Annotated in this window: 19 protein-coding genes, 10 tRNA genes, 1 rRNA gene and 1 riboswitch; of the genes, 4 read left to right on the top strand and 26 right to left on the bottom strand. The window is 40.7% G+C overall.

Going from position 1 to position 20,069, the window contains the following annotated elements; genetic code table 11:
- Nucleotides 1–3 precede the first annotated feature (3 nt).
- The gene (locus WS08_RS00230; RefSeq protein ID WP_009495717.1) at nucleotides 4–558 is read left to right on the top strand and encodes a DNA-3-methyladenine glycosylase I; all 555 of its coding nucleotides are present in this window, start codon (nucleotides 4–6) and stop codon (nucleotides 556–558) included.
- 59 nt (nucleotides 559–617) lie between these two features.
- Here the strand turns inward: WS08_RS00230 and WS08_RS06890 are convergent, their stop codons facing one another.
- From WS08_RS06890 to WS08_RS00205, 7 genes are all read right to left on the bottom strand, one after another.
- The gene (locus WS08_RS06890) at nucleotides 618–791 is read right to left on the bottom strand and encodes a hypothetical protein (protein ID WP_157788558.1); all 174 of its coding nucleotides are present in this window, start codon (nucleotides 789–791) and stop codon (nucleotides 618–620) included.
- Nucleotides 781–2,175, bottom strand: a complete 1,395-nt coding sequence (gene rlmD, locus WS08_RS00225) for a 23S rRNA (uracil(1939)-C(5))-methyltransferase RlmD (RefSeq protein ID WP_009495718.1) — start codon at nucleotides 2,173–2,175, stop codon at nucleotides 781–783. The genes WS08_RS06890 and rlmD overlap by 11 nt, the downstream gene beginning before the upstream one ends.
- Nucleotides 2,176–2,321: 146 nt before the next feature.
- Nucleotides 2,322–3,515, bottom strand: a complete 1,194-nt coding sequence (metK, locus tag WS08_RS00220) for a methionine adenosyltransferase (RefSeq protein WP_009495719.1) — start codon at nucleotides 3,513–3,515, stop codon at nucleotides 2,322–2,324.
- Nucleotides 3,516–3,750: 235 nt separating this feature from the next.
- Nucleotides 3,751–3,906: a hypothetical protein gene (locus tag WS08_RS06885; protein ID WP_157788559.1), complete on the bottom strand. Its 156-nt coding sequence runs from the start codon at nucleotides 3,904–3,906 to the stop codon at nucleotides 3,751–3,753.
- Between the two features lie 868 nt (nucleotides 3,907–4,774).
- Nucleotides 4,775–5,068: a zinc ribbon domain-containing protein gene (locus WS08_RS00215; RefSeq protein ID WP_038566591.1), complete on the bottom strand. Its 294-nt coding sequence runs from the start codon at nucleotides 5,066–5,068 to the stop codon at nucleotides 4,775–4,777.
- A 38-nt stretch (nucleotides 5,069–5,106) separates the two neighbouring features.
- Entirely contained in the window at nucleotides 5,107–5,961 is an 855-nt protein-coding gene (locus WS08_RS00210; protein WP_009495721.1) for a YitT family protein, read from the bottom strand.
- Nucleotides 5,962–6,142: 181 nt separating this feature from the next.
- Nucleotides 6,143–6,745 (bottom strand): YczE/YyaS/YitT family protein, encoded by a 603-nt coding sequence (locus tag WS08_RS00205; RefSeq protein WP_038566588.1) that lies wholly within the window; start codon nucleotides 6,743–6,745, stop codon nucleotides 6,143–6,145.
- Nucleotides 6,746–6,931: 186 nt separating this feature from the next.
- On the opposite strand from WS08_RS00205, the gene WS08_RS00200 reads away from it, so the two are divergent.
- Nucleotides 6,932–8,161, top strand: a complete 1,230-nt coding sequence (locus tag WS08_RS00200) for an NCS2 family permease (protein ID WP_009495723.1) — start codon at nucleotides 6,932–6,934, stop codon at nucleotides 8,159–8,161.
- A gap of 122 nt (nucleotides 8,162–8,283) precedes the next feature.
- On the opposite strand, the gene WS08_RS00195 is transcribed toward WS08_RS00200, so the two are convergent.
- The 7 genes from WS08_RS00195 to WS08_RS00165 all read right to left on the bottom strand — a co-directional run bounded on the left by WS08_RS00195 (nucleotide 8,284) and on the right by WS08_RS00165 (nucleotide 8,954).
- Nucleotides 8,284–8,367: transfer RNA gene (locus WS08_RS00195), tRNA-Leu, on the bottom strand.
- A 46-nt stretch (nucleotides 8,368–8,413) separates the two neighbouring features.
- A tRNA-Leu gene (locus WS08_RS00190) sits at nucleotides 8,414–8,497 on the bottom strand.
- A 40-nt stretch (nucleotides 8,498–8,537) separates the two neighbouring features.
- Nucleotides 8,538–8,611, bottom strand: a tRNA-His gene (locus WS08_RS00185).
- 14 nt (nucleotides 8,612–8,625) lie between these two features.
- Nucleotides 8,626–8,696, bottom strand: a tRNA-Trp gene (locus tag WS08_RS00180).
- A 23-nt stretch (nucleotides 8,697–8,719) separates the two neighbouring features.
- A tRNA-Phe gene (locus WS08_RS00175) sits at nucleotides 8,720–8,792 on the bottom strand.
- A gap of 11 nt (nucleotides 8,793–8,803) precedes the next feature.
- A tRNA-Asp gene (locus WS08_RS00170) sits at nucleotides 8,804–8,877 on the bottom strand.
- Nucleotides 8,878–8,881: 4 nt separating this feature from the next.
- Nucleotides 8,882–8,954: transfer RNA gene (locus WS08_RS00165), tRNA-Val, on the bottom strand.
- Nucleotides 8,955–9,132: 178 nt separating this feature from the next.
- Here WS08_RS00165 and WS08_RS00160 point away from each other — a divergent pair.
- Nucleotides 9,133–9,203: transfer RNA gene (locus tag WS08_RS00160), tRNA-Cys, on the top strand.
- Nucleotides 9,204–9,281: 78 nt separating this feature from the next.
- On the opposite strand, the gene gndA is transcribed toward WS08_RS00160, so the two are convergent.
- The 8 genes from gndA to gnd all read right to left on the bottom strand — a co-directional run bounded on the left by gndA (nucleotide 9,282) and on the right by gnd (nucleotide 17,846).
- Nucleotides 9,282–10,709 (bottom strand): NADP-dependent phosphogluconate dehydrogenase, encoded by a 1,428-nt coding sequence (gene gndA / locus WS08_RS00155; protein WP_009495724.1) that lies wholly within the window; start codon nucleotides 10,707–10,709, stop codon nucleotides 9,282–9,284.
- A gap of 277 nt (nucleotides 10,710–10,986) precedes the next feature.
- Nucleotides 10,987–11,559, bottom strand: a complete 573-nt coding sequence (locus tag WS08_RS00150; protein WP_009495725.1) for a xanthine phosphoribosyltransferase — start codon at nucleotides 11,557–11,559, stop codon at nucleotides 10,987–10,989.
- Nucleotides 11,559–12,845, bottom strand: coding sequence for a nucleobase:cation symporter-2 family protein (locus WS08_RS00145; RefSeq protein ID WP_009495726.1), 1,287 nt, complete (start codon nucleotides 12,843–12,845; stop codon nucleotides 11,559–11,561). Before WS08_RS00145 ends, WS08_RS00150 begins: the two co-directional genes overlap by 1 nt.
- A gap of 84 nt (nucleotides 12,846–12,929) precedes the next feature.
- Nucleotides 12,930–13,028, bottom strand: a riboswitch (purine riboswitch).
- An 86-nt stretch (nucleotides 13,029–13,114) separates the two neighbouring features.
- Complete coding sequence (gene tyrS, locus WS08_RS00140) at nucleotides 13,115–14,374, bottom strand: tyrosine--tRNA ligase (RefSeq protein WP_009495727.1); 1,260 nt, start codon at nucleotides 14,372–14,374, stop codon at nucleotides 13,115–13,117.
- A gap of 277 nt (nucleotides 14,375–14,651) precedes the next feature.
- The gene (locus WS08_RS00135) at nucleotides 14,652–15,287 is read right to left on the bottom strand and encodes an NAD(P)H-binding protein (protein ID WP_009495728.1); all 636 of its coding nucleotides are present in this window, start codon (nucleotides 15,285–15,287) and stop codon (nucleotides 14,652–14,654) included.
- Between the two features lie 398 nt (nucleotides 15,288–15,685).
- A complete protein-coding gene (locus WS08_RS00130; RefSeq protein ID WP_009495729.1) occupies nucleotides 15,686–16,330 on the bottom strand; it encodes an FGGY family carbohydrate kinase in 645 nt (214 codons plus the stop codon).
- Between the two features lie 31 nt (nucleotides 16,331–16,361).
- Nucleotides 16,362–16,817 (bottom strand): GNAT family N-acetyltransferase, encoded by a 456-nt coding sequence (locus WS08_RS00125; protein WP_009495730.1) that lies wholly within the window; start codon nucleotides 16,815–16,817, stop codon nucleotides 16,362–16,364.
- A 120-nt stretch (nucleotides 16,818–16,937) separates the two neighbouring features.
- Nucleotides 16,938–17,846 (bottom strand): phosphogluconate dehydrogenase (NAD(+)-dependent, decarboxylating), encoded by a 909-nt coding sequence (gene gnd / locus WS08_RS00120; RefSeq protein ID WP_009495731.1) that lies wholly within the window; start codon nucleotides 17,844–17,846, stop codon nucleotides 16,938–16,940.
- 143 nt (nucleotides 17,847–17,989) lie between these two features.
- Here gnd and WS08_RS00115 point away from each other — a divergent pair, with 143 nt between their 5' ends.
- Nucleotides 17,990–18,832, top strand: coding sequence for a MurR/RpiR family transcriptional regulator (locus WS08_RS00115; protein WP_009495732.1), 843 nt, complete (start codon nucleotides 17,990–17,992; stop codon nucleotides 18,830–18,832).
- Nucleotides 18,833–18,928: 96 nt separating this feature from the next.
- Here the strand turns inward: WS08_RS00115 and WS08_RS00110 are convergent, their stop codons facing one another.
- From WS08_RS00110 to WS08_RS00095, 4 genes are all read right to left on the bottom strand, one after another.
- Nucleotides 18,929–19,567 carry a hypothetical protein gene (locus WS08_RS00110; RefSeq protein ID WP_009495733.1) on the bottom strand — a complete coding sequence of 213 codons (639 nt, stop codon included), beginning with the start codon at nucleotides 19,565–19,567 and terminating at the stop codon, nucleotides 18,929–18,931.
- Nucleotides 19,568–19,630: 63 nt separating this feature from the next.
- Nucleotides 19,631–19,703, bottom strand: a tRNA-Asn gene (locus tag WS08_RS00105).
- A gap of 5 nt (nucleotides 19,704–19,708) precedes the next feature.
- A 5S ribosomal RNA gene (rrf, locus tag WS08_RS00100) occupies nucleotides 19,709–19,825 on the bottom strand.
- A 142-nt stretch (nucleotides 19,826–19,967) separates the two neighbouring features.
- Nucleotides 19,968–20,040, bottom strand: a tRNA-Thr gene (locus WS08_RS00095).
- Nucleotides 20,041–20,069: the final 29 nt, after the last annotated feature.

The following is a 20,069-nucleotide window of genomic DNA, read 5'->3' as shown; positions in this document are numbered from 1 at the left end:
TTCATGCTAACACGCTGTGACTGGGCTAACGTAAGTGAACAAGATTCTATCTATCACGACAACGAATGGGGTGTCGTAACACACGATGATACGGAACTCTTTGAAACATTGTTTTTAGAAACAATGCAAGCTGGTTTAAGTTGGTCAACTATTTTACGCAAACGAAGCACCCTTCGCGCCGCATATGACCATTTCAACTATCAGCTGATTGCACAGTATCAAGCCGAAAAAGTTGATGCACTGATGCTAGACACTGGCGTTATTCGCCATAAGCGGAAAATCGAAGCAACTATATCAAATGCCCAAGCTTTCATGAACATTCAAAATGAGTTTGGGAGTTTCGATAATTATATCTGGCAATTCGTTGACGAACCTCTCGTGAATCATTGGACGACTATAGCAGACGTCCCCGCAACCACAGCATTATCCGATATCATTAGTAAAGACCTTAAAAAACATGGTTTTAAATTCGTCGGTTCTACCACCATATATGCATTTATGCAGGCCATTGGTATGGTCGACGATCATGTGGTGTATTGTTTTAAACATCAAGATTAATAAATAGATGCCAATAAAAAGCCTGATTCACGCACCGTGAATCAGGCTTTTTATAATTATTATTTACGATGTGTTTCTTTAAAACGTTCGATTGACCACTTAACGATAATAGCAAAAATAATCACCATTACCGGAACTGCTAACCATGGGTTATTTTGCTTAATGCTTGTCATTGCCACAACAAACAAAAACATCAAAACAACCATGTAAAACGTACTTTTCTTAATCTTCATTACTATCTTCTCCTGGTACAAACACGGCTACAGTCTCAACGTGTGCTGTTTGTGGGAATTGATCGAGCGGTTGCACATCTCCATGCAATACAAAGCCCTTATCTAGCATGTAGCGAGCGTCGCGAGCCATTGTTTCAGGATTACATGAAATGTAGACAAAACGCGTTGGACGCATTGCCACAACCGCATCCATCAATTCAGGTGTTAATCCTGGACGAGTTGGATCTACGAACACAACTTCTGGACGAACACCTTCCGCATGCCACGCTTTCATTTGAGCAGGTGCATCCCCTGTCACAAAACGAGCATTTGTAATTTCATTGTTGGCCACGTTCTTTTCAGCGTCTTCTACCGCACGCGCAACCCATTCCACTCCAATGACTTCCTTAACTTGATTAGCCACAGAAAGACCAATTGTTCCAATACCTGAATACGCATCAATCACTGTATCATTTGGTGTTAATTTAGCCTTCTCCGCCGCTAATGCATAAAGTACTTCTGTCGTTTGTGGATTAACTTGGTAGAAAGAATTAGGTCCGATTTCAAAATCGATGCCCAACAGTTGATCATGAATTGCATCCGCACCCCAAAGCGTACGATTATCACCAGACGTCATCAAATGTAATGAACGTGGGTTGTGATTTAAGACGATACTCTTTATCCCCGGTACAATTGCGGCAATTTCTTGTGCAATCTCTGCTTCATCTTGTAGTGTGTCTGTTTGCGTCACTAACACAACCATTGTTTCATGTGTGTAGTAACCTCGACGTACCATGATATAGCGCATCTCACCTTGTTCAGTTACGTCTGAATAGATAGATACCTTATGGCGGTCCAAAACGTCACGCACTAATCCAATAACCTCATCAATGACAGGGTCATTCACGAAGTAATCATCTAACGGCACAATCGTATCTGGCGTTCCACGTTTGATAAATCCTGTCTGCAACTTCCCGTCTCGATATTGCATTGGTACAACCGTCTTGTTTCGGTAATGAGTTGGATCTTCCATACCAATCGTTGGTGCAACATTAGCAGGTACACCAGCACGTTCAAATATCTTTTCAACTTGTTGTTGCTTCAATTGTAATTGTGCTGGGTACGCTAAATTAATATATGGCGCAATTCCCGTCATCAACAAATCATCACGCCCTGCATCAACACGGTCTACTGAAGGTGTCACAACATCTACCAATACTGCACGCGCAAATTTACGGTTAACTTGTGTGATTTCAAATGTCACTTCTTCATTTGGATATGCATTGTCCAAGTGAATTGGATATTCATCCACCAATACAACGGCTTGCCCATTATATTGCACTTCTTGTACGACACCAGTATGGTGTTCGCCCATTTTCACGGGAATGTTTACTTTAGGTCTCATATCTATTATCCCAATCTCAGTTTAGTTATCTTACATTATGCCATACAATGGGCCACCTAACAAAACAGTCATATGCGTTTCATCATGTGTATTTAGTGTTTTAATGATAAAGAAAAAGTACCTATATAATATAGGTACTTTTTTGTTTACTTATTAAAGTAAGCCTTTAGGTCTTCAACCTTGTTTAGGCGTTCCCATGGCAAGTCTAGCTCAGGACGACCAAAGTGTCCATAAGCTGCCGTTGCTTGGTAACGTGGTTGACGTAGATCCAATTCCGCAATGATTCCAGCAGGACGTAATTCAAACAATTCACGTACAGCAGAAACCAATTCAGTATCACTAACCTTACCAGTACCAAATGTATTTACGTTGATTGAAACAGGCGCTGCAACACCAATAGCGTACGCAACTTGTAGTTCAACCTTGTCAGCCAATTCAGCCGCAACAATGTTCTTGGCAATGTGACGAACCGCGTAGGCAGCAGAACGGTCAACCTTAGTTGCGTCCTTTCCTGAGAAGGCACCACCACCATGACGAGCGTATCCACCGTAAGTGTCCACGATGATCTTACGACCAGTCATACCTGAGTCACCCTTAGGTCCTCCAATTACGAAACGACCTGTTGGGTTAATGTAGTAACGTGTGTCTTCGTCAACTAATTCTGCTGGTAGAATTGGGTCAATGATTTGTTCACGTACATCGGCACGCAATTGTTCCAAAGTCACGTTTTCACGGTGTTGTGTTGACAACACAACAGCATCAATACGTGTTGGTTGGTCATTGTCATCTAATTCAACCGTTACTTGTGCCTTTGCGTCAGGCAACAAGTAGTTCAATGCACCTGAACGACGTAGTTCAGCTTGCTTCTTAACCAATTCGTGTGACAAAACAACTGACAATGGCATAAATTCTTCAGTTTCGTTCGTTGCGTAACCAAACATCAAACCTTGGTCTCCGGCTCCGATTTCATCCAAAGGATCTTTTCCACCATCTTCACGTTGTTCAATCGCAGAATCAACACCTTGAGCAATGTCGGGTGATTGTTCGTCAATTGTAATTCCAACGTGCACGTCATCTGCTAGGAATCCAGCATCTGGGTCGTCATAACCAATACGTGTCAAAGTATCACGTACAATTTGGTTAATGTTCACGTAGGCACTCGTTGAGATTTCACCAAACACATTCACGTAACCTGTTGTTACTGATGTTTCGATCGCTGTACGAGCTTGTGGGTCTTCGGCCAAAACAGCATCCAAAATGGCATCTGAAATTTGGTCCGAAACCTTGTCTGGGTGTCCTTCAGAAACTGATTCTGAAGTAAATAAGCGCTTTTCAATCATAATATATCTCCCCTTCTGGAAATAAATAACCCCGACATACCTGATACTAGGCAACATGTCGGGGTTCGATATGTGCCTATCTGCTAGAAATTACCACATCGCCCAAATAGGGGTAAGCTGGCGCCAGATCATCGGGTCTACTCCCTCCCTGAACTCTTGATAGGTTGTCTGATTATTTGTTTTTTGTCTAAGTAATTATTCTAACTGGTTTAGCTAGGAGAATCAAGACTCCAAACTAATAAACCAAGTTTTGTTGTTCTTGCGCTGGCGTTTGTTGCCCAAATGTATAGTGTGTGTAGTGACCTGTAATTGCTAAACAAGCCCCTCCCACCAACAACATCGCTAAAAATAGCACAATTAACTTTTCCATATGTACAGCTTTATCTTTCATAATACCTCCATAAATCTATGTGTTTTAAATACAGATGACTATATTAGCACTATTTATCTGATTTGCCAAATCTATTTTTTCTATTTTTGTTAAATAAAAAACGACCACGAATGAGGTTTCGTGGTCGTTCTAGTCTACACATATGTTAGGGGCATATATGTAGACAATTAACAGATGTTCTCTCGAACACCCAATTTAGGAATAGGAGCTGTCATCTTCATCAGATGACAATTATGAGTATATGTTTTTGCTTGGGTTGTCGATTGGTTATCCCTTTCGACATAAATAATAATAACGCTTGCAACTTAAACAAAAAATAAAATCAAATAAAACTAACCTTAAATAAGTATTTTTTTGATTTTATGTGGTTTCCATTCTTTTATCTATATAAATAGATAAAAAATGCAACAAAAAAGCCCTGGTTGGGAGTCCAGGGCTTTTTCGGATCAAGACAGGCTGGGAAAGACAGGGAATCGGAGTAGGTTCGCAGTTGGGAAAGCTGCGAAAATATGAGTAGTGTATGTTACTATATGGGATGTCGAAAGGTCGCCCTTTCAACATTTATTATAATACCGTCTCTGAATATAAAAATCAACACATCAATACGTTTATTTTTCATTGTTTTTTCAAAAAAATCGCATATTATAACGTTTTACTAGATTATATACGTTATATTTTATATACAAAAAAATGTTTTTTGTTTTAATTTTCATTGAAAAAATTAAATTAACAGCCTAATTTAAATGAATTAAGATAACTTTAAGATAATTCCATCTTTTTTCGAAAATTACCTTTTTTATCCATAAAATATATTATGAAAAAACCAAAAAACCCTTATATATCAGTGTTTAACGCCCTTTAGTAATAACTACAATATCTTTTTAAGACACACCTCGCTACGCCAACGGGCCAAAGTACGCAAAAATATTGGGAATGCAATAATACATGCAACACGACGCCACCAAGGTAAATTTTGTTCTTTAAATGACACATATCCACGCTTAACCATATCACGGTACGTTAAATATGGTTGTGTGTAACGTCCTTTTACAAAGCAAACACCACAATACAGATGACTTTCTGATCCATCTGCATTTGTACCTGCATTCTCAGCGGTCAATTTAATGCCACAACTTTGACAGTACTTTTTTAACTTCATCATTTCCTATTTCCACCATTACTTCTATAAAAACCGTCTTTTTATGATCCTAGTCGCATTGTACCACCATGTGATTCCGTAACATTCGTTGTGACCACAAAGGCTTCATCATCAATATCACGAATAATACGAATTAAGTGTCCATAATCTTGGCTATCCACTAAGACCATCAACATTTCTCGATTATTATCAGTATATCCACCACGCACATCAAAAATTGTTAAACTTTGTTCTTCAGCCAACAACGCATCGCGAATTGCTTGTCCATAATCATTACTCATAATCGTTACTTGTTGCTTCAAATCTAACCCTGTCTCAATACGACGCATCACCATTGATGTGATAACCAATGAGAATCCAGCCAAGAAGAAAGCGTTTGTTCCAGCAACAAACAAATTAAACACCGTAATCAGCATATCAATCGCTAACAATGAATACGCAGTATTAATATTAAAATACTTCTTCAAAATCATTGGTGGTACTGTTGTTCCTCCGGCAGAGGCATCTAAACGATATAGCATCGCTACTCCTGTAGCAAAAACTGCTCCACCAATAATTACCGCCATCAGACTATCATCCACAACTTGAAAGCTGGGCGTATAATGCATCAAAACGGGTAAGGAAAGACTTCCAAAGGCGATATTCTTGACCACACGTGCTTCTAAGAAGCATGCGGCTAAGGCAATCATCATTAAGTTGATAACCAATACGGTCAACGCACGATCCAAGCCAAATGCAGCATTCAACAAGATAGATACACCAGTTGCACCTCCTGCGGCGACGTTAATCGGGGCATAAAAGAAATTAATCGCGATTGCAATTAATTCTAGAGCAAATAGTATTACTAATGTACGAAACCAAGTTGCATTTATAAGCTTTTGACGGCGTTTTCTCATGAATAATATCTCCTTCAAATCATTTAGTTGTTATTCTCATTATATGGGAATTAACCTTAAAAAACCATGTAAGAAGCATTTATTTACCGCATACTACGCGTGTTTTCGCGATTTTTTTATTTATATATAAAATAAAAATAAAAAACTACCCTCAAAAGGGTAGTCTAACGTATATTTTACTTTAAACACCTGGCAAAACTTTACGCCACGCTGTAATTAAACTTCCTGTCCCAACAGCACAGATAATCGTTCCAATTCCAACGTACGTAAATCCGGCACAAACCAAAGCTAACGCAAGTACTAACACGTCTTGTGTTGTACGAACCATTGAATAAGTCGTTCCCAACTTATCACTCAAAATAAGCGCAACTGCTTCATAAGGAGCTTGTCCTAAGCCCGCATCAACATACATTGTAATTCCAAGCGCATATACTAGAATCCCAACAACAAGCCCAAGCGCCATGACAAAATAATTCGCTTGTAGATTCAATGGTCCATTATTTAAAATGCCACTGAAGAATTGAACAGCATATCCCACAAACACAATGTTGATGGCTGTTCCTAATCCGATAACACTTGGTCGATTCAAAATAACAAACACAAACAAGACAACATTCACAAGTAATTGCGCTGTTCCCAATCCAAGTCCGGTAACTTGCCCAATTCCCAAGTTCATTGCCGTATATGGATCAACACCAACTCCAGAAGCACTCAAGATTGCAGCCCCTAACGCTAACAATCCCAAACCCAAAATAACAAAAATCACTTTTTTAACGAATTTCATCGTTAGTTCTCCTCCAAGTACCTTACAGTATCTTTCTTAATGTCATACGTTCAGTATATCATGCACTCGCTTTCGTTGTAATGCTTAAACCCCTTAACATTCCAAACCTCCACAAAAACTTGTCTAAGCAGACAAACAGTGGTAATTTTATAACTTACACAAGTTAATAAGAAGTTAGGAGTTAATATGCAGTTCTTTCAATTAACACAAAACGGTACAACCCTTCGCAAGGAAATCACCGCCGGTTTCACGACCTTTATTTCAATGTCGTACATCCTTTTTGTACAACCTGAAATGTTGTCTCAAGCTGGTATGGATAAAGGTGCAGTCTTTACTGCCACTGCCTTAGTTACGATCTTCGGAACGTTAATGATGGCTTTGATTGCGAATATGCCAATCGCTGTCTCTACTGGAATGGGAATCAATTCCGCATTCGTCTTCTCAGTTGTCATCCAACAAGGATACAGCTGGCAAGAAGCTCTAAGCGCCATGTTATTGGCTGGTATTCTTTACACGATCGTCGTGTTAACGCCTGCACGTGACTGGATTATCAATATCTTCCCTTCTGATTTGAAGGCTGCCATTAGTGCCGGAATCGGACTATTGATTGCCACAATCGGATTGACTGGAAGTGGCCTAATCGTTGCTGATCCAGCAACATTTACAACATTGGGTGATTTGACTGCCCCATTGTCACTTTTGACAATCGCAGGTATTCTAATCAGCTTTACATTGTTCTACTATCGCATCCCTGGAGCAATCTTCGTCGGAATGCTTATCACAGCTCTTATCGGGCTATTCACAGGTCTTATTCAACAACCAACAACATTGGTATCATCTGTTCCAAGTATGGCACCAACGTTCGGACAAGCCGTTACACACCTACCAGACGTTATGAATTGGCACATCTTACCAATCGTAATCACGTTCTTCCTAGTACCATTCTTTGATACAACAGGAACAATCCTTGGTGTCCAAGGAGCGATGAAGTCAGACCGTGGCACAAACAAGTCATTGTTTGCTAGCTCATTGGGTAACTTATCATCATCAATCTTTGGAACATCTCCAGCCACTGCGTTCGTTGAATCAACAGCCGGTGTTTCTGCTGGTGGACGTACTGGTTTGACTTCTGTAGTTGTGGCCGGATTATTCGGACTATCACTATTCTTCTCACCATTACTAACTGTTATCACACCACACATTACTGCTAGCGCTCTAATCGTTGTCGGAGTTTTGATGCTTGGTAACCTAAAAGAAATTGACTGGAGCAATTTCAAGATTGCAGCATCTGCTTTCTTGATTGTTCTAGGAATGCCATTAACACACTCAATTAGTGACGGTATTCTACTTGGTGGAGTTATCTACCTAGTACTTAGCTTGGTTGACTGGACGCTTTCTAAGGTTCGCTCACGCTAATCAAAAAGACGTAATCATCAATTGATGATTACGTCTTTTTTTACATCTTATTAGCCTGTTGTATCTTATAAAATTTAAACAAAAAAACAGCTAGTTGATTTCTCAACTAGCTGTTTACGGAATGCCGTCGGTGGGAATCGAACCCACACTCTCTTGCGAGAACTGGATTTTGAGTCCAGCGCGTCTACCAGTTCCGCCACAACGGCAATTTGATTATTCGGTACGTGCTATCCAGATTATAAAATCTAGGAATGCCGTCGGTGGGAATCGAACCCACACTCCCTTGCGGGAACTGGATTTTGAGTCCAGCGCGTCTACCAGTTCCGCCACAACGGCAAATACCAATAATAATCAATAATGAAACAATGTTTCAAAGGGCGATTGACGGGACTCGAACCCGCGCATGCTGGAACCACAAACCAGTGTGTTAACCAACTTCACCACAACCGCCATAATAATACAAGCAGGGGTAGAGGGAATCGAACCCACACCAACGGTTTTGGAGACCGTCGTTCTACCGTTAAACTATACCCCTAAAGGCAATCGTTAGATTGCAAATGGCGCGAGGCGGAATCGAACCGTCGACACTACGAGCTTCAATCGTATGCTCTACCAACTGAGCTATCGCGCCATGTATTACTACGGTCACAACGGGACTCGAACCCGTGATCTCCTGCGTGACAGGCAGGCGTCCTAACCACCTAGACCATGCGACCAAAGTGGACGTTACAGGGATCGAACCTGTGACCCCCTGCTTGTAAGGCAGGTGCTCTCCCAGCTGAGCTAAACGTCCATATACATGTTTTATTGCTAAATCAACTTTAACAACAAAAATTATTATACCTAGCATAACCCTACATTGCAAGCCTTTTGTGGATAAAGTTTTAAAAAAGTTGTTCAAACTACACAGACTTGCCCATCTAAATGCATTGCATCTACGTGCCTTTTCTTATATAATAGAGACTTGTTGTGGTGGTGTAGCCAAGTGGTAAGGCAGTGGTCTGCAAAACCGTGATCGCGGGTTCGACTCCCGTCACCACCTTCACATAAAAATACCCGGTCATGCGTTTAGTTAATTAAACGCATGACCGGGTATTTTTTTATCAATTAGATCGTAAATTTACGCTTCATCATACCAAGAGTAGTGATACATCTCACCCGCAGGCTTATCGACACGTTCATACGTATGTGCACCAAAATAATCACGTTGTGCTTGGATTAAATTAGCTGGCAATACTGCAGAGCGATATGAATCATAGTATGCAATCGCTGAAGACAATGACGGTACTGGAATACCAGCCGCTACTGCTAATGCAATTACTCGACGGGCAGATGCTTGATACTTTTCCGCAATTTCTTGGAAGTATGGATCTAACAACAAATTGTGTAGGTCAGGATTAACATCGTACGCATCTGTAATTCGTTGCAAGAAACGTGCACGAATAATGGCCCCCGCGCGCCATAATTGGGCTAGTTCGCCATATTGCAGCTGCCATCCATAATGGTTAGAGGCCAGACGTAATTGGTCAAATCCTTGCGCATAAGACATGATTTTACCAAAGTAGAGCGCTTCGCGAATGTCTTCAATGGTTGCCTGCTTATCACCCGAGAATACAAATTCAGGTCCCGCTAAAACATCTGCCGCAATCATACGGTCATCCTTCATGGCTGACAAGTATCGTGCATACACAGATTCTGTAATCAATGATTGTGGTGCTCCAATCTCCAACGCAGATTGTGATGACCATTTACCCGTACCCTTGTTTCCAGCACGGTCTAGAATCATCTCTACCATTGGCTTTCCTGATCCTAAATCATCATCTCGTGTCAGAATGTCTGCTGTAATTTCTGTTAGATAAGAATTCAATTCTCCATCGTTCCATGTCGCAAATGTCTTGGCTAGTTCATCCTTATTCAATCCAACAACACGTTTTAGGAGATCATAAGCTTCCGCAATCAATTGCATATCGCCATATTCAATACCATTGTGAACCATTTTGACATAATGACCTGCACCATCCGGTCCCACATATGCAACCGTTGGCTTCCCATCTTCTGGTGCTTTAGCTGCAATTTGTTTTAGAATAGGTTCTACTAAATCATACGCTGCACGTTGCCCACCAGGCATCATTGAAGGTCCTTGCAAGGCACCCAACTCACCACCTGAGACACCCATTCCAATGAAATTAACACCGGAATGTGCTAGGCGTTCCGAGCGTGCAATTGTATCTTCAAAGAATGTGTTTCCACCGTCCAATAAAATATCCCCTTCATCCAAGTAGGGTAATAACTCATCAATAGTGGCATCAGTTGGGGCACCCGCTTTAACCATCATAAGAATACGGCGAGGTGTTTTAATAGATGCAACAAACTCCTTCACTGAGTATGTTGGTACAAAATGCTTATCTGCATGAGTTTCAACTAAATCTTCTGTACGTTCTGATGAACGATTATATACGGCCACCGTATATCCACGTGATTCAACGTTCAATGCCAAATTACGACCCATCACGGCTAATCCGACAACACCAAAATCTGCTTCTTTCATTGTGCGAAACCTCCCATGTCCTTTAAGACTCATCTGACGTTTAACGATGTTATTTCTATATTTGACTACTATTGGTCTAGTTACCCAGCACTGGTAACGCTTTCATTTAAACATAACCTGCTATTTATAGCAAACGTCACACATTGCACAACAACGACATCCCCATATCCAAACTATATACGCCATTTAGTCAGATAAATAAATAAAACCTCATGAAAATATATTTTCATGAGGTTTTTATTTTATTTATGATTATGCTTTCTGAAAGGACCAAAAATTAGTCTGCGAAAACAACTTGTCCATCTTCAAATGCACTAATACGTGCTAGAGACTCAACGTGAATCCCCTTTTCATCTAGTAGTTCACGACCCTTTTGGAAAGTCTTTTCAATAACAATACCAACACCAACCAAGTCAGCATCAGCGGCGTCTAAGATTTCCATCATTCCTTGAACCGCTTGTCCATTGGCCAAGAAATCATCAATCAAAAGCACCTTATCATTTGAACTGATAAAACGCTTATCCACAATGATGTGGTTTGTTTCTTGCTTTGTAAATGAATAGACGTCAGCTGTGTAATTATCATCTGTTAGCGTCAATGACTTCTTCTTACGTGCAAATACCATTGGCACTTGTAGTTCCAAAGCGGTAAAGACAGCAGGTGCGATACCTGAAGATTCCACAGTCATGACCTTTGTAATTCCCTTATCCGCAAATAATTGCGCAAATTCACGTCCCATGGCCGCCATTAATTCTGGATCCACTTGGTGGTTCAAGAAATTATCAACTTTCAAGACCTCTGTCCCTAAGACACGTCCCTCGCGACGAATTTTTTCTTCTAACAATTGCATTATACAAGCTCCTTTTCTCGATTTGGTAGCACAATATTAAGAAATACCGCTAGCATTGACGTTACCACAACCGCATTTTGGATAATCAAACGAACCATGTCTGGTAATTGTTGGAAAATTTGAGGGTACATTGCCACCCCAATACCAGCACTAATAGAAATAGCCGCAATCATCAAATTACGATCTGTTGAAAAATCAACCTTACTCAAAATTGTAATACCTTGAATACCAATCGTACCAAATAAGATGAACATTGCGCCACCCAAAACTGAATTTGGAATGATCGTTGCTAACGCACCAATCTTTGGTAATAGTCCAATCAATAGCAAAATACCGGCAGCGTAATAAATGGGACGCTTAGACTTCAAACCTGACAAACGAACAACTCCCACATTTTGTGAGAACGTTGAATATGGAAATGCTCCGAAGATAGCTGATACAGTAACAGCTAATCCTTCTGCACGGTATCCACGTGCCAAATCTTTTTCCGTCAACTTATCCCCTGTCAAATCTGACAAAGCAAAGTAAACACCAGTTGATTCAATCAATGATGTCAGCGCCACCACACTCATTGTGATAATGGCTGATAGATGGAAACTTGGTGTTCCAAAGACAAACGGTGTTGGTACTTGGAACCAAGCGGCTGAGCCAATTGGCGCCAATGATACTTCACCCAAGAATGAAGCAAAGATTGTTCCACCAATAATACCCAACAATACGGCGATTGCCTTCGTAAAATTCTTAGCAAACAAAGTCAATCCAACAATGATTAACATGGTCACTAATCCAACTAATAGATGTGATAAGTCACCAAAGTTTGCGGCTTCAGGATCACCACCACCTAAATTCATGATAGCAATTGGAATCAATGAGAATCCAATAACAGTAATCAATGATCCCGTTACAACAGGTGGGAAGTAGTTACGTAACTTTGCAAAGAGACTTGAAATCAAAATAATAAAGATTCCGGCTCCCATTGCAGCACCATACATGGCACCAATTCCTAGAGTACTTCCAATATTAATCATTGGTGTGACGGATTGAATAGCTGATCCTAAGACAACCGGCAGACCAATTCCCGTAAAGGCTGTGCGCTTCAATTGCAACAAAGTTCCAATTCCAGTCATAAAGATATCGGCTGAAATCAAAACGGTCATTTGTTGTGCATTAAATTGCAGGGCCGTTCCAATTAAAAGCGGAACTAAAATTCCCCCAGAATACATTGCTAGAACGTGTTGTAGTCCTAGAATTGCTGATTTAAAGGGATTTGGCTGCGTCGTTTCCATTTGTGCTCATCCTCCTATGAATGAACCTGAAAGTAAAATAATGTGGGGAAATAAACAAAAAACACCCATTGCAATAGGAATGGGTGTTTTTTCGTTTAAGGGAGTAGTCTTCGTCTAGGGACAAAGGTAGATACTCGTTGGCCATTCTCCAACTATTATACTCTCAAGCGTTATTTGATTTGTTTTAGTATAGCAAAGTTCTTATTTAAATGCTATTAACATTCTAATAAAGATACTTTGTTCGATTTTTAAACGTTTTAGCGTCAAAATTACTTAACGCGTGCCACAGCCCACTTCTTCTTTCCACGCTTTACAATGACAAAGTCTCCTTCGTAATTAGCAGCTGGATCGATAACTGTTTCGATATCAGTGATTTGTTCACCATTTACACGAATAGCACCGTTAGTCACAGCTTCACGTGCACGTGTCTTTGAGGCTTCCATCCCTGCAGCAACAACCAAATCAACAACGTTGATTGGTTCTGCAGCGATTTCAAAACTTGGCACATTACCAGCCAATGCCGCAACTTCGTCACGTGACAAGTTGGCTACATCTGCCTTACCAAACAAAACGTTTGTCATTAGTTCAGCTGTCTTAACAGCGTCTTCTCCATGAACAAACTTAGTTACTTCTTCAGCCAAACGACGTTGAGCCTTACGAGCAGCAGCGTCTTCAGTAGTCGCAACCATCAATTCAGCGATTTCTTCTTCTGACAAGAAAGTAAAGAACTTCAACATCTTTTCTACGTCAGCATCCGCTGTATTCAACCAGAATTGGAAGAATTCGTAAGGTGTTGTCTTTTCAGGGTCCAACCAAATAGCTCCCCCTTCAGACTTACCAAACTTTGTTCCGTCTGACTTCAATAGCAATGGTACTGTCAATCCGAAGGCTGGTGCATCTGATCCTTCTAGCTTGTGGATTAGGTCGATTCCACCTGTAATGTTTCCCCATTGGTCAGAACCACCCAATTGCAAACGTACGTTTTCACGTGTCCACAATTCATGGAAATCAATTGCTTGCATGATTTGGTAAGTAAATTCAGTGAATGAAATTCCTGTTTCCAAACGAGAAGCCACAATATCCTTTGCCAACATTGTGTTAATTGAGAACATCTTTCCGTAATCACGCAAGAAGTCGATCAATGTCAATTCTCCAAGCCAGTCACGGTTGTTCACAATCGCAAATCCATCTTTACCAAACAACTTTGTCATTTGTTCGCGGATTTTTGCTACGTTGTATGTCACGTCTTCTTCTGAAATCATCGCACGTTCTGACTTCTTACCTGATGGGTCACCAATTGAACCAGTAGCACCACCCACAACGATAACTGGGCGTTGTCCGGCTTTTTGGAATCGCTTCAACATCATAAATGGAATCAAGTGTCCAATATGCATTGATGATCCAGTTGGGTCAATCCCAACGTATACCCCAATTTGTCCCTTTTCCATTTCTGCCAACAAACCTTGTTCGTCTGTTTGTTGGTTAATTGCGCCACGCCATGCTAATTCTTGTAGAATATTTTCAGTCATGTCTCTTCTCCTTATGCTTTATGTGTATGAAAAAAGCGCCCCAAATCGACTAATCGATTAGGACGCTTGTTAAACGCGGTACCACCTAAATTGCCAACGTGTTGGCCACTTAACCTCATAACGCTGAGTCGCGTGTATTTTTTCTGATGGTGTAATTCGGTCATTGGATTTGCGTAGTTCACAGCTTACACTACGTTTCTGATTGTCCACCAATTCTCCTACTTGAGTCATCAATACATAAAGCTAGTATAACATGTTCATGTATTCGTCGCTAGCGCTAGATATCAGACACAGTGAATCGGTCTTGCTTGAATTGTGGTGTTACAACTTCCGCAACTAATGCCTTAGCTAAGTTTCCTGATGTGACGTGAGATTCTCCATCTTCAGCCAACATAACATGATCCTTACCCATCTTGTATTCAGTTGCTGGACCATCCACGTAACCATCTTGTGCTGAAATCGCTGTCCAGTTCACGTTGGTTGTGCTTTGCAAAACTTGCAAGGCAGTCACACCATACTTTGGTTCATCAACCCATGCTTCTGCACCTGGCAATGTCTTCAAGAATTCATAGTGATAAGTTCCAGATTCATCCAACAATGGTCCGGCACCCAAAACAACCATCAAACGTGTTGTTTGTTCACGTAGGGCATGAATCAAATGTGTCAAAGCATCCAAGTTCAAATATGACTTTTCGTGGTTGGCAAAGGCGTCAACAACAACGTCAAATTGTGTTAAATCTTCTGTTGTCAAATCAAATACATCACTGACAAGCAATTGCGCGTCTGCACCAAGTACATCGCGTCCCTTACTTTCATTACGTACGATTCCTGTTACATCAAAACCTTGTTCTTTGGCTTGTGCGTAAACTGCCTTACCTGTCATTCCTGTTGCACCAATAATTGCTAATTTCATGATAAGTCTCCTCGTTTGTCATTTCATTTACTAAAAGTAAGTTAATAATAGCACACGAATTTTACGATGTATACCACTTTAACAAAAAAAGGCATAAAAAAAGACCTGTCTCGCTAAACGAGTGCAGGTCTTTCACTTTAGTGAACCCACCAAGATTCACTAAAAATTCTCCATAATCCTTGTTGATTGCTACCACACATTCAACAAATCCCCTTATATTGAGCTCATCACTTCTCAATATAAATTTTTCTCCGTTGCAATTTGGTCCTTCACCTCCAAATTACAACATTGTCGGACAGCAAGGCATCGAACCTTCTATTGCTAGCAGCCCCAGGTCATCACTCCTTGGCTAACTGCATCTCCGACAACACAGTCATTATAGCATATCCATGCCTAGCCTAGTGGACTTTTACGCTTGGAACAGCAGCCATTTCCGCTGTTAATGCTTGTGCTATGACAGCATAATCAACAACATCCCCAACTTCTGGTAGTTGAATTGCGGTTAGACCAGTTAACGCTAATGCTTGCGTATCCCATTGATGAGACGCTTGATCAAACATCCCGGTCATACTTGCTTCTTGTTCTGTCAAAATATTGTGGCCTGTCAAAACAGTGCGAAGATATGCAGTTAATGGGCGATACATTGTTGCTGTGGCATAGACTTCAGCAGCATTGTTCTTTAAACGTAGGATTTGAACAACCGGCATAGTCGTCGTCAAATCATGAGCATTCTTACGGGCTAATTGACCACCAATACCATTCATCGTCAACGCTTCTATAAAATGTTGATCATTTTTGTCTGCAATCAGAATCGGTGCAACACTTTCAGAATTTTCATTTAGTGCCACAAGTCCTTCAATGGCATTGTTAATATCAATGTTGTCTGGTGTATCACCTGCCAAAACACTAACCATCGTATCTGTCAGTGTCTTAACCAGCGTTTCCGCTGTAACTTGCAGCGGTAATTCCATGGCAACATGCGCACCTTGCCATGTTGCAGTAATTTGATTCATTGTTACATGAACAGTTAATGTGTTTGTCATTATATTCCCTTTTCTTATCTCGATCATAATATTATCGTGCCCAATGCATTTGATACTCGATTTCGCCAACTGCATCATCCAGATTTTCAGACACAATCTTAAACCCTTGTCGTTCATAAAAACGCCATGCTGGTTCATTTAACGCATATACTGATAGATCTAAAACAGCTGTCTTATTTTGCACATATTGTATCAATTGATACCCCACACCTTGATTTTGATGTTTACTATCTACAAAAATTCCTGCTATATAGGTCTCCATCAAACCAATGAAGCCAATAATTTGATTATCTTGCCAGTAAACGTAAATCGTTGCATCAGCCATAAGGTCTGAAACCATCGGATACATTTTTTGCCAATACTCTGATGGAATAAAGTCATGCGTGACTGTATTTGTTTGTAACCATAACGCCAACACACGTTCACGTTGTTGTTCATCAGACCAATCCACTAAAGTAATCATCATTTCTCCCGGTTCATTCTGCATGATATCTCTTTATTATACAACATACGACTCCCGTTCATATTACATGCAACCGATATTTTAGGCACAAAAAAACACTTAACGGTTTAAAACCATTAAGTGTTTCAATTGATTTAATTAAGCTTACTTAGCTGAATCCATGGCGTGTCCACCGAATCCGTTACGCAAAGCTGAGACAACCTTACCAGTGAAAGTGTCTTCTTGCAATGAACGGTAACGCATCATCAATGACAAAGCGATAACTGGAGCTGGAACATCCAAGTCCAATGATTCTTCAACAGTCCACTTACCTTCACCAGATGAGTGCATACGTCCTGAGATAGCTGATAGCTTAGGGTCCTTGGCGAATTGTTCTTCGGCCAATTCCATCAACCATGAACGAACAACTGATCCGTGGTTCCACAACTTAGCTACGGCTTCGTAGTCGTAGTCGAATTGTGAAGCTTCCAAGATTTCGAATCCTTCGGCGATGGCTTGCATCATTCCGTATTCGATTCCGTTGTGGACCATCTTCAAGTAGTGACCTGATCCCAAACGTCCTGTGTATAGGTAACCATCTTCCAAAGCGATTCCCTTGAACAAAGGTTCTAGAACCTTCCATGCAGCTTCGTCATCTCCACCGATCATGAAGTTTCCACCGTTACGTGCTCCACTCATACCACCTGAAGTACCAGCATCGAAGAACTTGATTCCAGCAGCAGTTGTGCGCTTGTTTTGTTCCAAGTTGTCCTTGTAGTTTGAGTTTCCACCGTCGATGATGAAGTCTCCTTCATCCATCTTTTCGATCAAAGTGTCGATAGTTGAGTTAGTAGGAACTCCGGCAGGAACCATTACCCAAGCAATCTTAGGAGTAGGCAACTTTGCCAACATATCGTCGATTGAGTCAGCAGGTGTAACTGCGTCTGAGTATGCAGCTGCTTCTGCAACAAAATCCTTGTTCAAGTCGAATACAACAACTTCGTTGCCGTTATCAACAGCGTTCTTAACTAGGTTCAATCCCATCTTTCCAAGACCGATCATTGCGAACTTCATTATGAATACCTCTATTTTCTTTTTTATTATTTATCTACCTCTATATTATAATGCAAAAGTTTTACACTTTGCAAGCGAAATGTTGTAAAATATTTACATAAACAAATTTGGTTTTTACATTTTAACGGAAACGAGGTCATGACATGCCACAATCAGCATATGCACGTATCAAATCCATGCAACAACAATTGAGCGGATCTGATCAAAAAATTGCCAATTATATTTTAGATGACGCAACTGATAAGCAAGCGTTAACTATCCAAGGATTAGCTAACGCAGTTAACGTGTCGACGGCCACTGTCTCACGTTTCGTAAAACGTATTGGCTTTAGTTCTTACCGTGAATTCTCATTAAGTTTGGCTGTTCCTAGCCAACGCTCAAATACTTTCTTCGGTGAAATTGAACCACAAGATAATACAGAACAAATCGCACAAAAAGTTTTTAATGGGGCTAAAAATGCCATTGATGCAACCTATGAAATGATTGCGGCTAAGGATTGGCAATGCGCCGCCGAATGGTTAATTAACGCGCGTCGCGTTGGTCTATTTGGAATTGGTGGTTCATCTATTGTCGCGTTGAACGGTTATCACAAATTATTACGTACCCCACTAGACGTTGAACAACACCCCGACTATGATGTGCAATTAATGCAATCCGTTCGTATGCGCCACGATGATGTTGCTATTGTGATTTCACACTCAGGGCGTAATAAAGATACATTAAAAATTACCCGTCAATTAAAAGCAAATAATGTTAAAGTCATCGCTATTACGGCCTTCCCTAATTCAGGCTTGGCACAATTAGCCGATCTAGTACTTGCTAGCTCTGCTGAAGAAGTGAACATGCGTAGCGAATCAATGTCTTCATTAGTTGCTCAAATTACGATTATGGACAGTTTGTTTACCCTTGTTGGGGTTAAGCTGGCCGAAGATACGCAAGGCATCGTTGATCAAATGCGTACAGCGATTGATAGTACACGTGAGTAAGACATCCGTCTAAAAATGAATCTAAAATAAAAGGGTCGTGCATATGCACGACCCTTTTTACTTTGTATTATGATATATCGTAATCGACATAACCCACTACAATTCAGACAATTCTTTTAACCAATTTTGCGTTTCTACATCTAACGTCGCATTCGCATTAAATACGATTGTAGAATAGATGGTTTGTACAATCTGCCAATCTAGCTTGCCGTTAGGTATAAATGTTTCCATCAACGATGTAATCTTTTCTTCTGTCACTGCGGCTAGTCGTTGCGTATTTCCTTGACTTTGATTTAACCACCAATTAATCGCTAATTGCTGTGCAATCAATTCATCCACTGGTTCTACTTCAGTCGTCACTCGCAATGTTTCCGTTAACGGCACAGCCGGTAGTTCTTTCTTTAGCCATCGTTGTAGCGGCGCCCATTCATCGTTCATGACTTTGTAGTATTGCCAAGGCACTGTCATAGATACGCTTTTAAGGTGTTCTGCTAGGCTTTCATCTAACGCGCCACTGTTTGCCTGTATGGTAGGCACAAGCACGTCTAATACTCTTAAAAGCGTGTTTTCAATCAACGTTGATTGCTTTTTCCCACGTGTTAAATGATAACGAACCATCAGATACTCTGACACCTCTTCAGCGTTAATTTTACCCTGGCCAGACATTGCTTTGTAACGATTCGTTTGTCCTTGCATTTGTTTGGTTGTACTAGCAAACTTCCCTTGTTTCACCATCACAGTACCTCTTCTAAAAGAAAAATAAAAACACCTCACTGTACTCAGTGGGTGTTTATCAGACTCCGAATGTCGGGCTCGAACCGACGACAACACGATTAACAGTCGTGTGCTCTACCAACTGAGCTAATTCGGAATAATGCATTGCGACGTCCTATCCTCGCAGGGGGCGATCCCCCAACTACTTTTGGCGCTATTGAGCTTAACTTCTGTGTTCGGTATGGGAACAGGTGTGGCCTCAATGCCATCATCACAACACGTTTTGTACTTACGAGATATTATATTACCGAATACTTGATTCTTTGTCAAGAGTTCCGATTAAATAACTCTGGTTCCAGATTTTATTGTATAGACAAAAAAATAACCTGAACAGATTAACTGTTCAGGTTATTTTCAATGATGCCGACTAAAGGACTCGAACCTTCGACCCTCGCTTTACAAGAGCGATGCTCTACCAACTGAGCTAAGTCGGCAATATAATATTACCAGGTTACTGATGTAA

Source organism: Weissella tructae (assembly GCF_000732905.1).
Lineage (GTDB): Bacteria > Bacillota > Bacilli > Lactobacillales > Lactobacillaceae > Weissella > Weissella tructae.
Note: the sequence above shows the minus strand (reverse complement) of the source record. Positions and strands in the feature narration are given on the sequence as shown.

Excerpts from the sequence above, each read along its gene's own strand:
- WS08_RS00230 (WP_009495717.1), top strand. The coding sequence starts at position 4 with ATGCTAACACGCTGTGACTGGGCTAACGTAAGTGAACAAGATTCTATC.
- WS08_RS06890 (WP_157788558.1), bottom strand. The coding sequence starts at position 791 with ATGAAGATTAAGAAAAGTACGTTTTACATGGTTGTTTTGATGTTTTTG.
- rlmD (WP_009495718.1), bottom strand. The coding sequence starts at position 2,175 with ATGAGACCTAAAGTAAACATTCCCGTGAAAATGGGCGAACACCATACT.
- metK (WP_009495719.1), bottom strand. The coding sequence starts at position 3,515 with ATGATTGAAAAGCGCTTATTTACTTCAGAATCAGTTTCTGAAGGACAC.
- WS08_RS06885 (WP_157788559.1), bottom strand. The coding sequence starts at position 3,906 with ATGAAAGATAAAGCTGTACATATGGAAAAGTTAATTGTGCTATTTTTA.
- WS08_RS00215 (WP_038566591.1), bottom strand. The coding sequence starts at position 5,068 with ATGATGAAGTTAAAAAAGTACTGTCAAAGTTGTGGCATTAAATTGACC.
- WS08_RS00210 (WP_009495721.1), bottom strand. The coding sequence starts at position 5,961 with ATGAGAAAACGCCGTCAAAAGCTTATAAATGCAACTTGGTTTCGTACA.
- WS08_RS00205 (WP_038566588.1), bottom strand. The coding sequence starts at position 6,745 with ATGAAATTCGTTAAAAAAGTGATTTTTGTTATTTTGGGTTTGGGATTG.
- WS08_RS00200 (WP_009495723.1), top strand. The coding sequence starts at position 6,932 with ATGCAGTTCTTTCAATTAACACAAAACGGTACAACCCTTCGCAAGGAA.
- gndA (WP_009495724.1), bottom strand. The coding sequence starts at position 10,709 with ATGAAAGAAGCAGATTTTGGTGTTGTCGGATTAGCCGTGATGGGTCGT.
- WS08_RS00150 (WP_009495725.1), bottom strand. The coding sequence starts at position 11,559 with ATGCAATTGTTAGAAGAAAAAATTCGTCGCGAGGGACGTGTCTTAGGG.
- WS08_RS00145 (WP_009495726.1), bottom strand. The coding sequence starts at position 12,845 with ATGGAAACGACGCAGCCAAATCCCTTTAAATCAGCAATTCTAGGACTA.
- tyrS (WP_009495727.1), bottom strand. The coding sequence starts at position 14,374 with ATGACTGAAAATATTCTACAAGAATTAGCATGGCGTGGCGCAATTAAC.
- WS08_RS00135 (WP_009495728.1), bottom strand. The coding sequence starts at position 15,287 with ATGAAATTAGCAATTATTGGTGCAACAGGAATGACAGGTAAGGCAGTT.
- WS08_RS00130 (WP_009495729.1), bottom strand. The coding sequence starts at position 16,330 with ATGACAAACACATTAACTGTTCATGTAACAATGAATCAAATTACTGCA.
- WS08_RS00125 (WP_009495730.1), bottom strand. The coding sequence starts at position 16,817 with ATGCAGAATGAACCGGGAGAAATGATGATTACTTTAGTGGATTGGTCT.
- gnd (WP_009495731.1), bottom strand. The coding sequence starts at position 17,846 with ATGAAGTTCGCAATGATCGGTCTTGGAAAGATGGGATTGAACCTAGTT.
- WS08_RS00115 (WP_009495732.1), top strand. The coding sequence starts at position 17,990 with ATGCCACAATCAGCATATGCACGTATCAAATCCATGCAACAACAATTG.
- WS08_RS00110 (WP_009495733.1), bottom strand. The coding sequence starts at position 19,567 with ATGGTGAAACAAGGGAAGTTTGCTAGTACAACCAAACAAATGCAAGGA.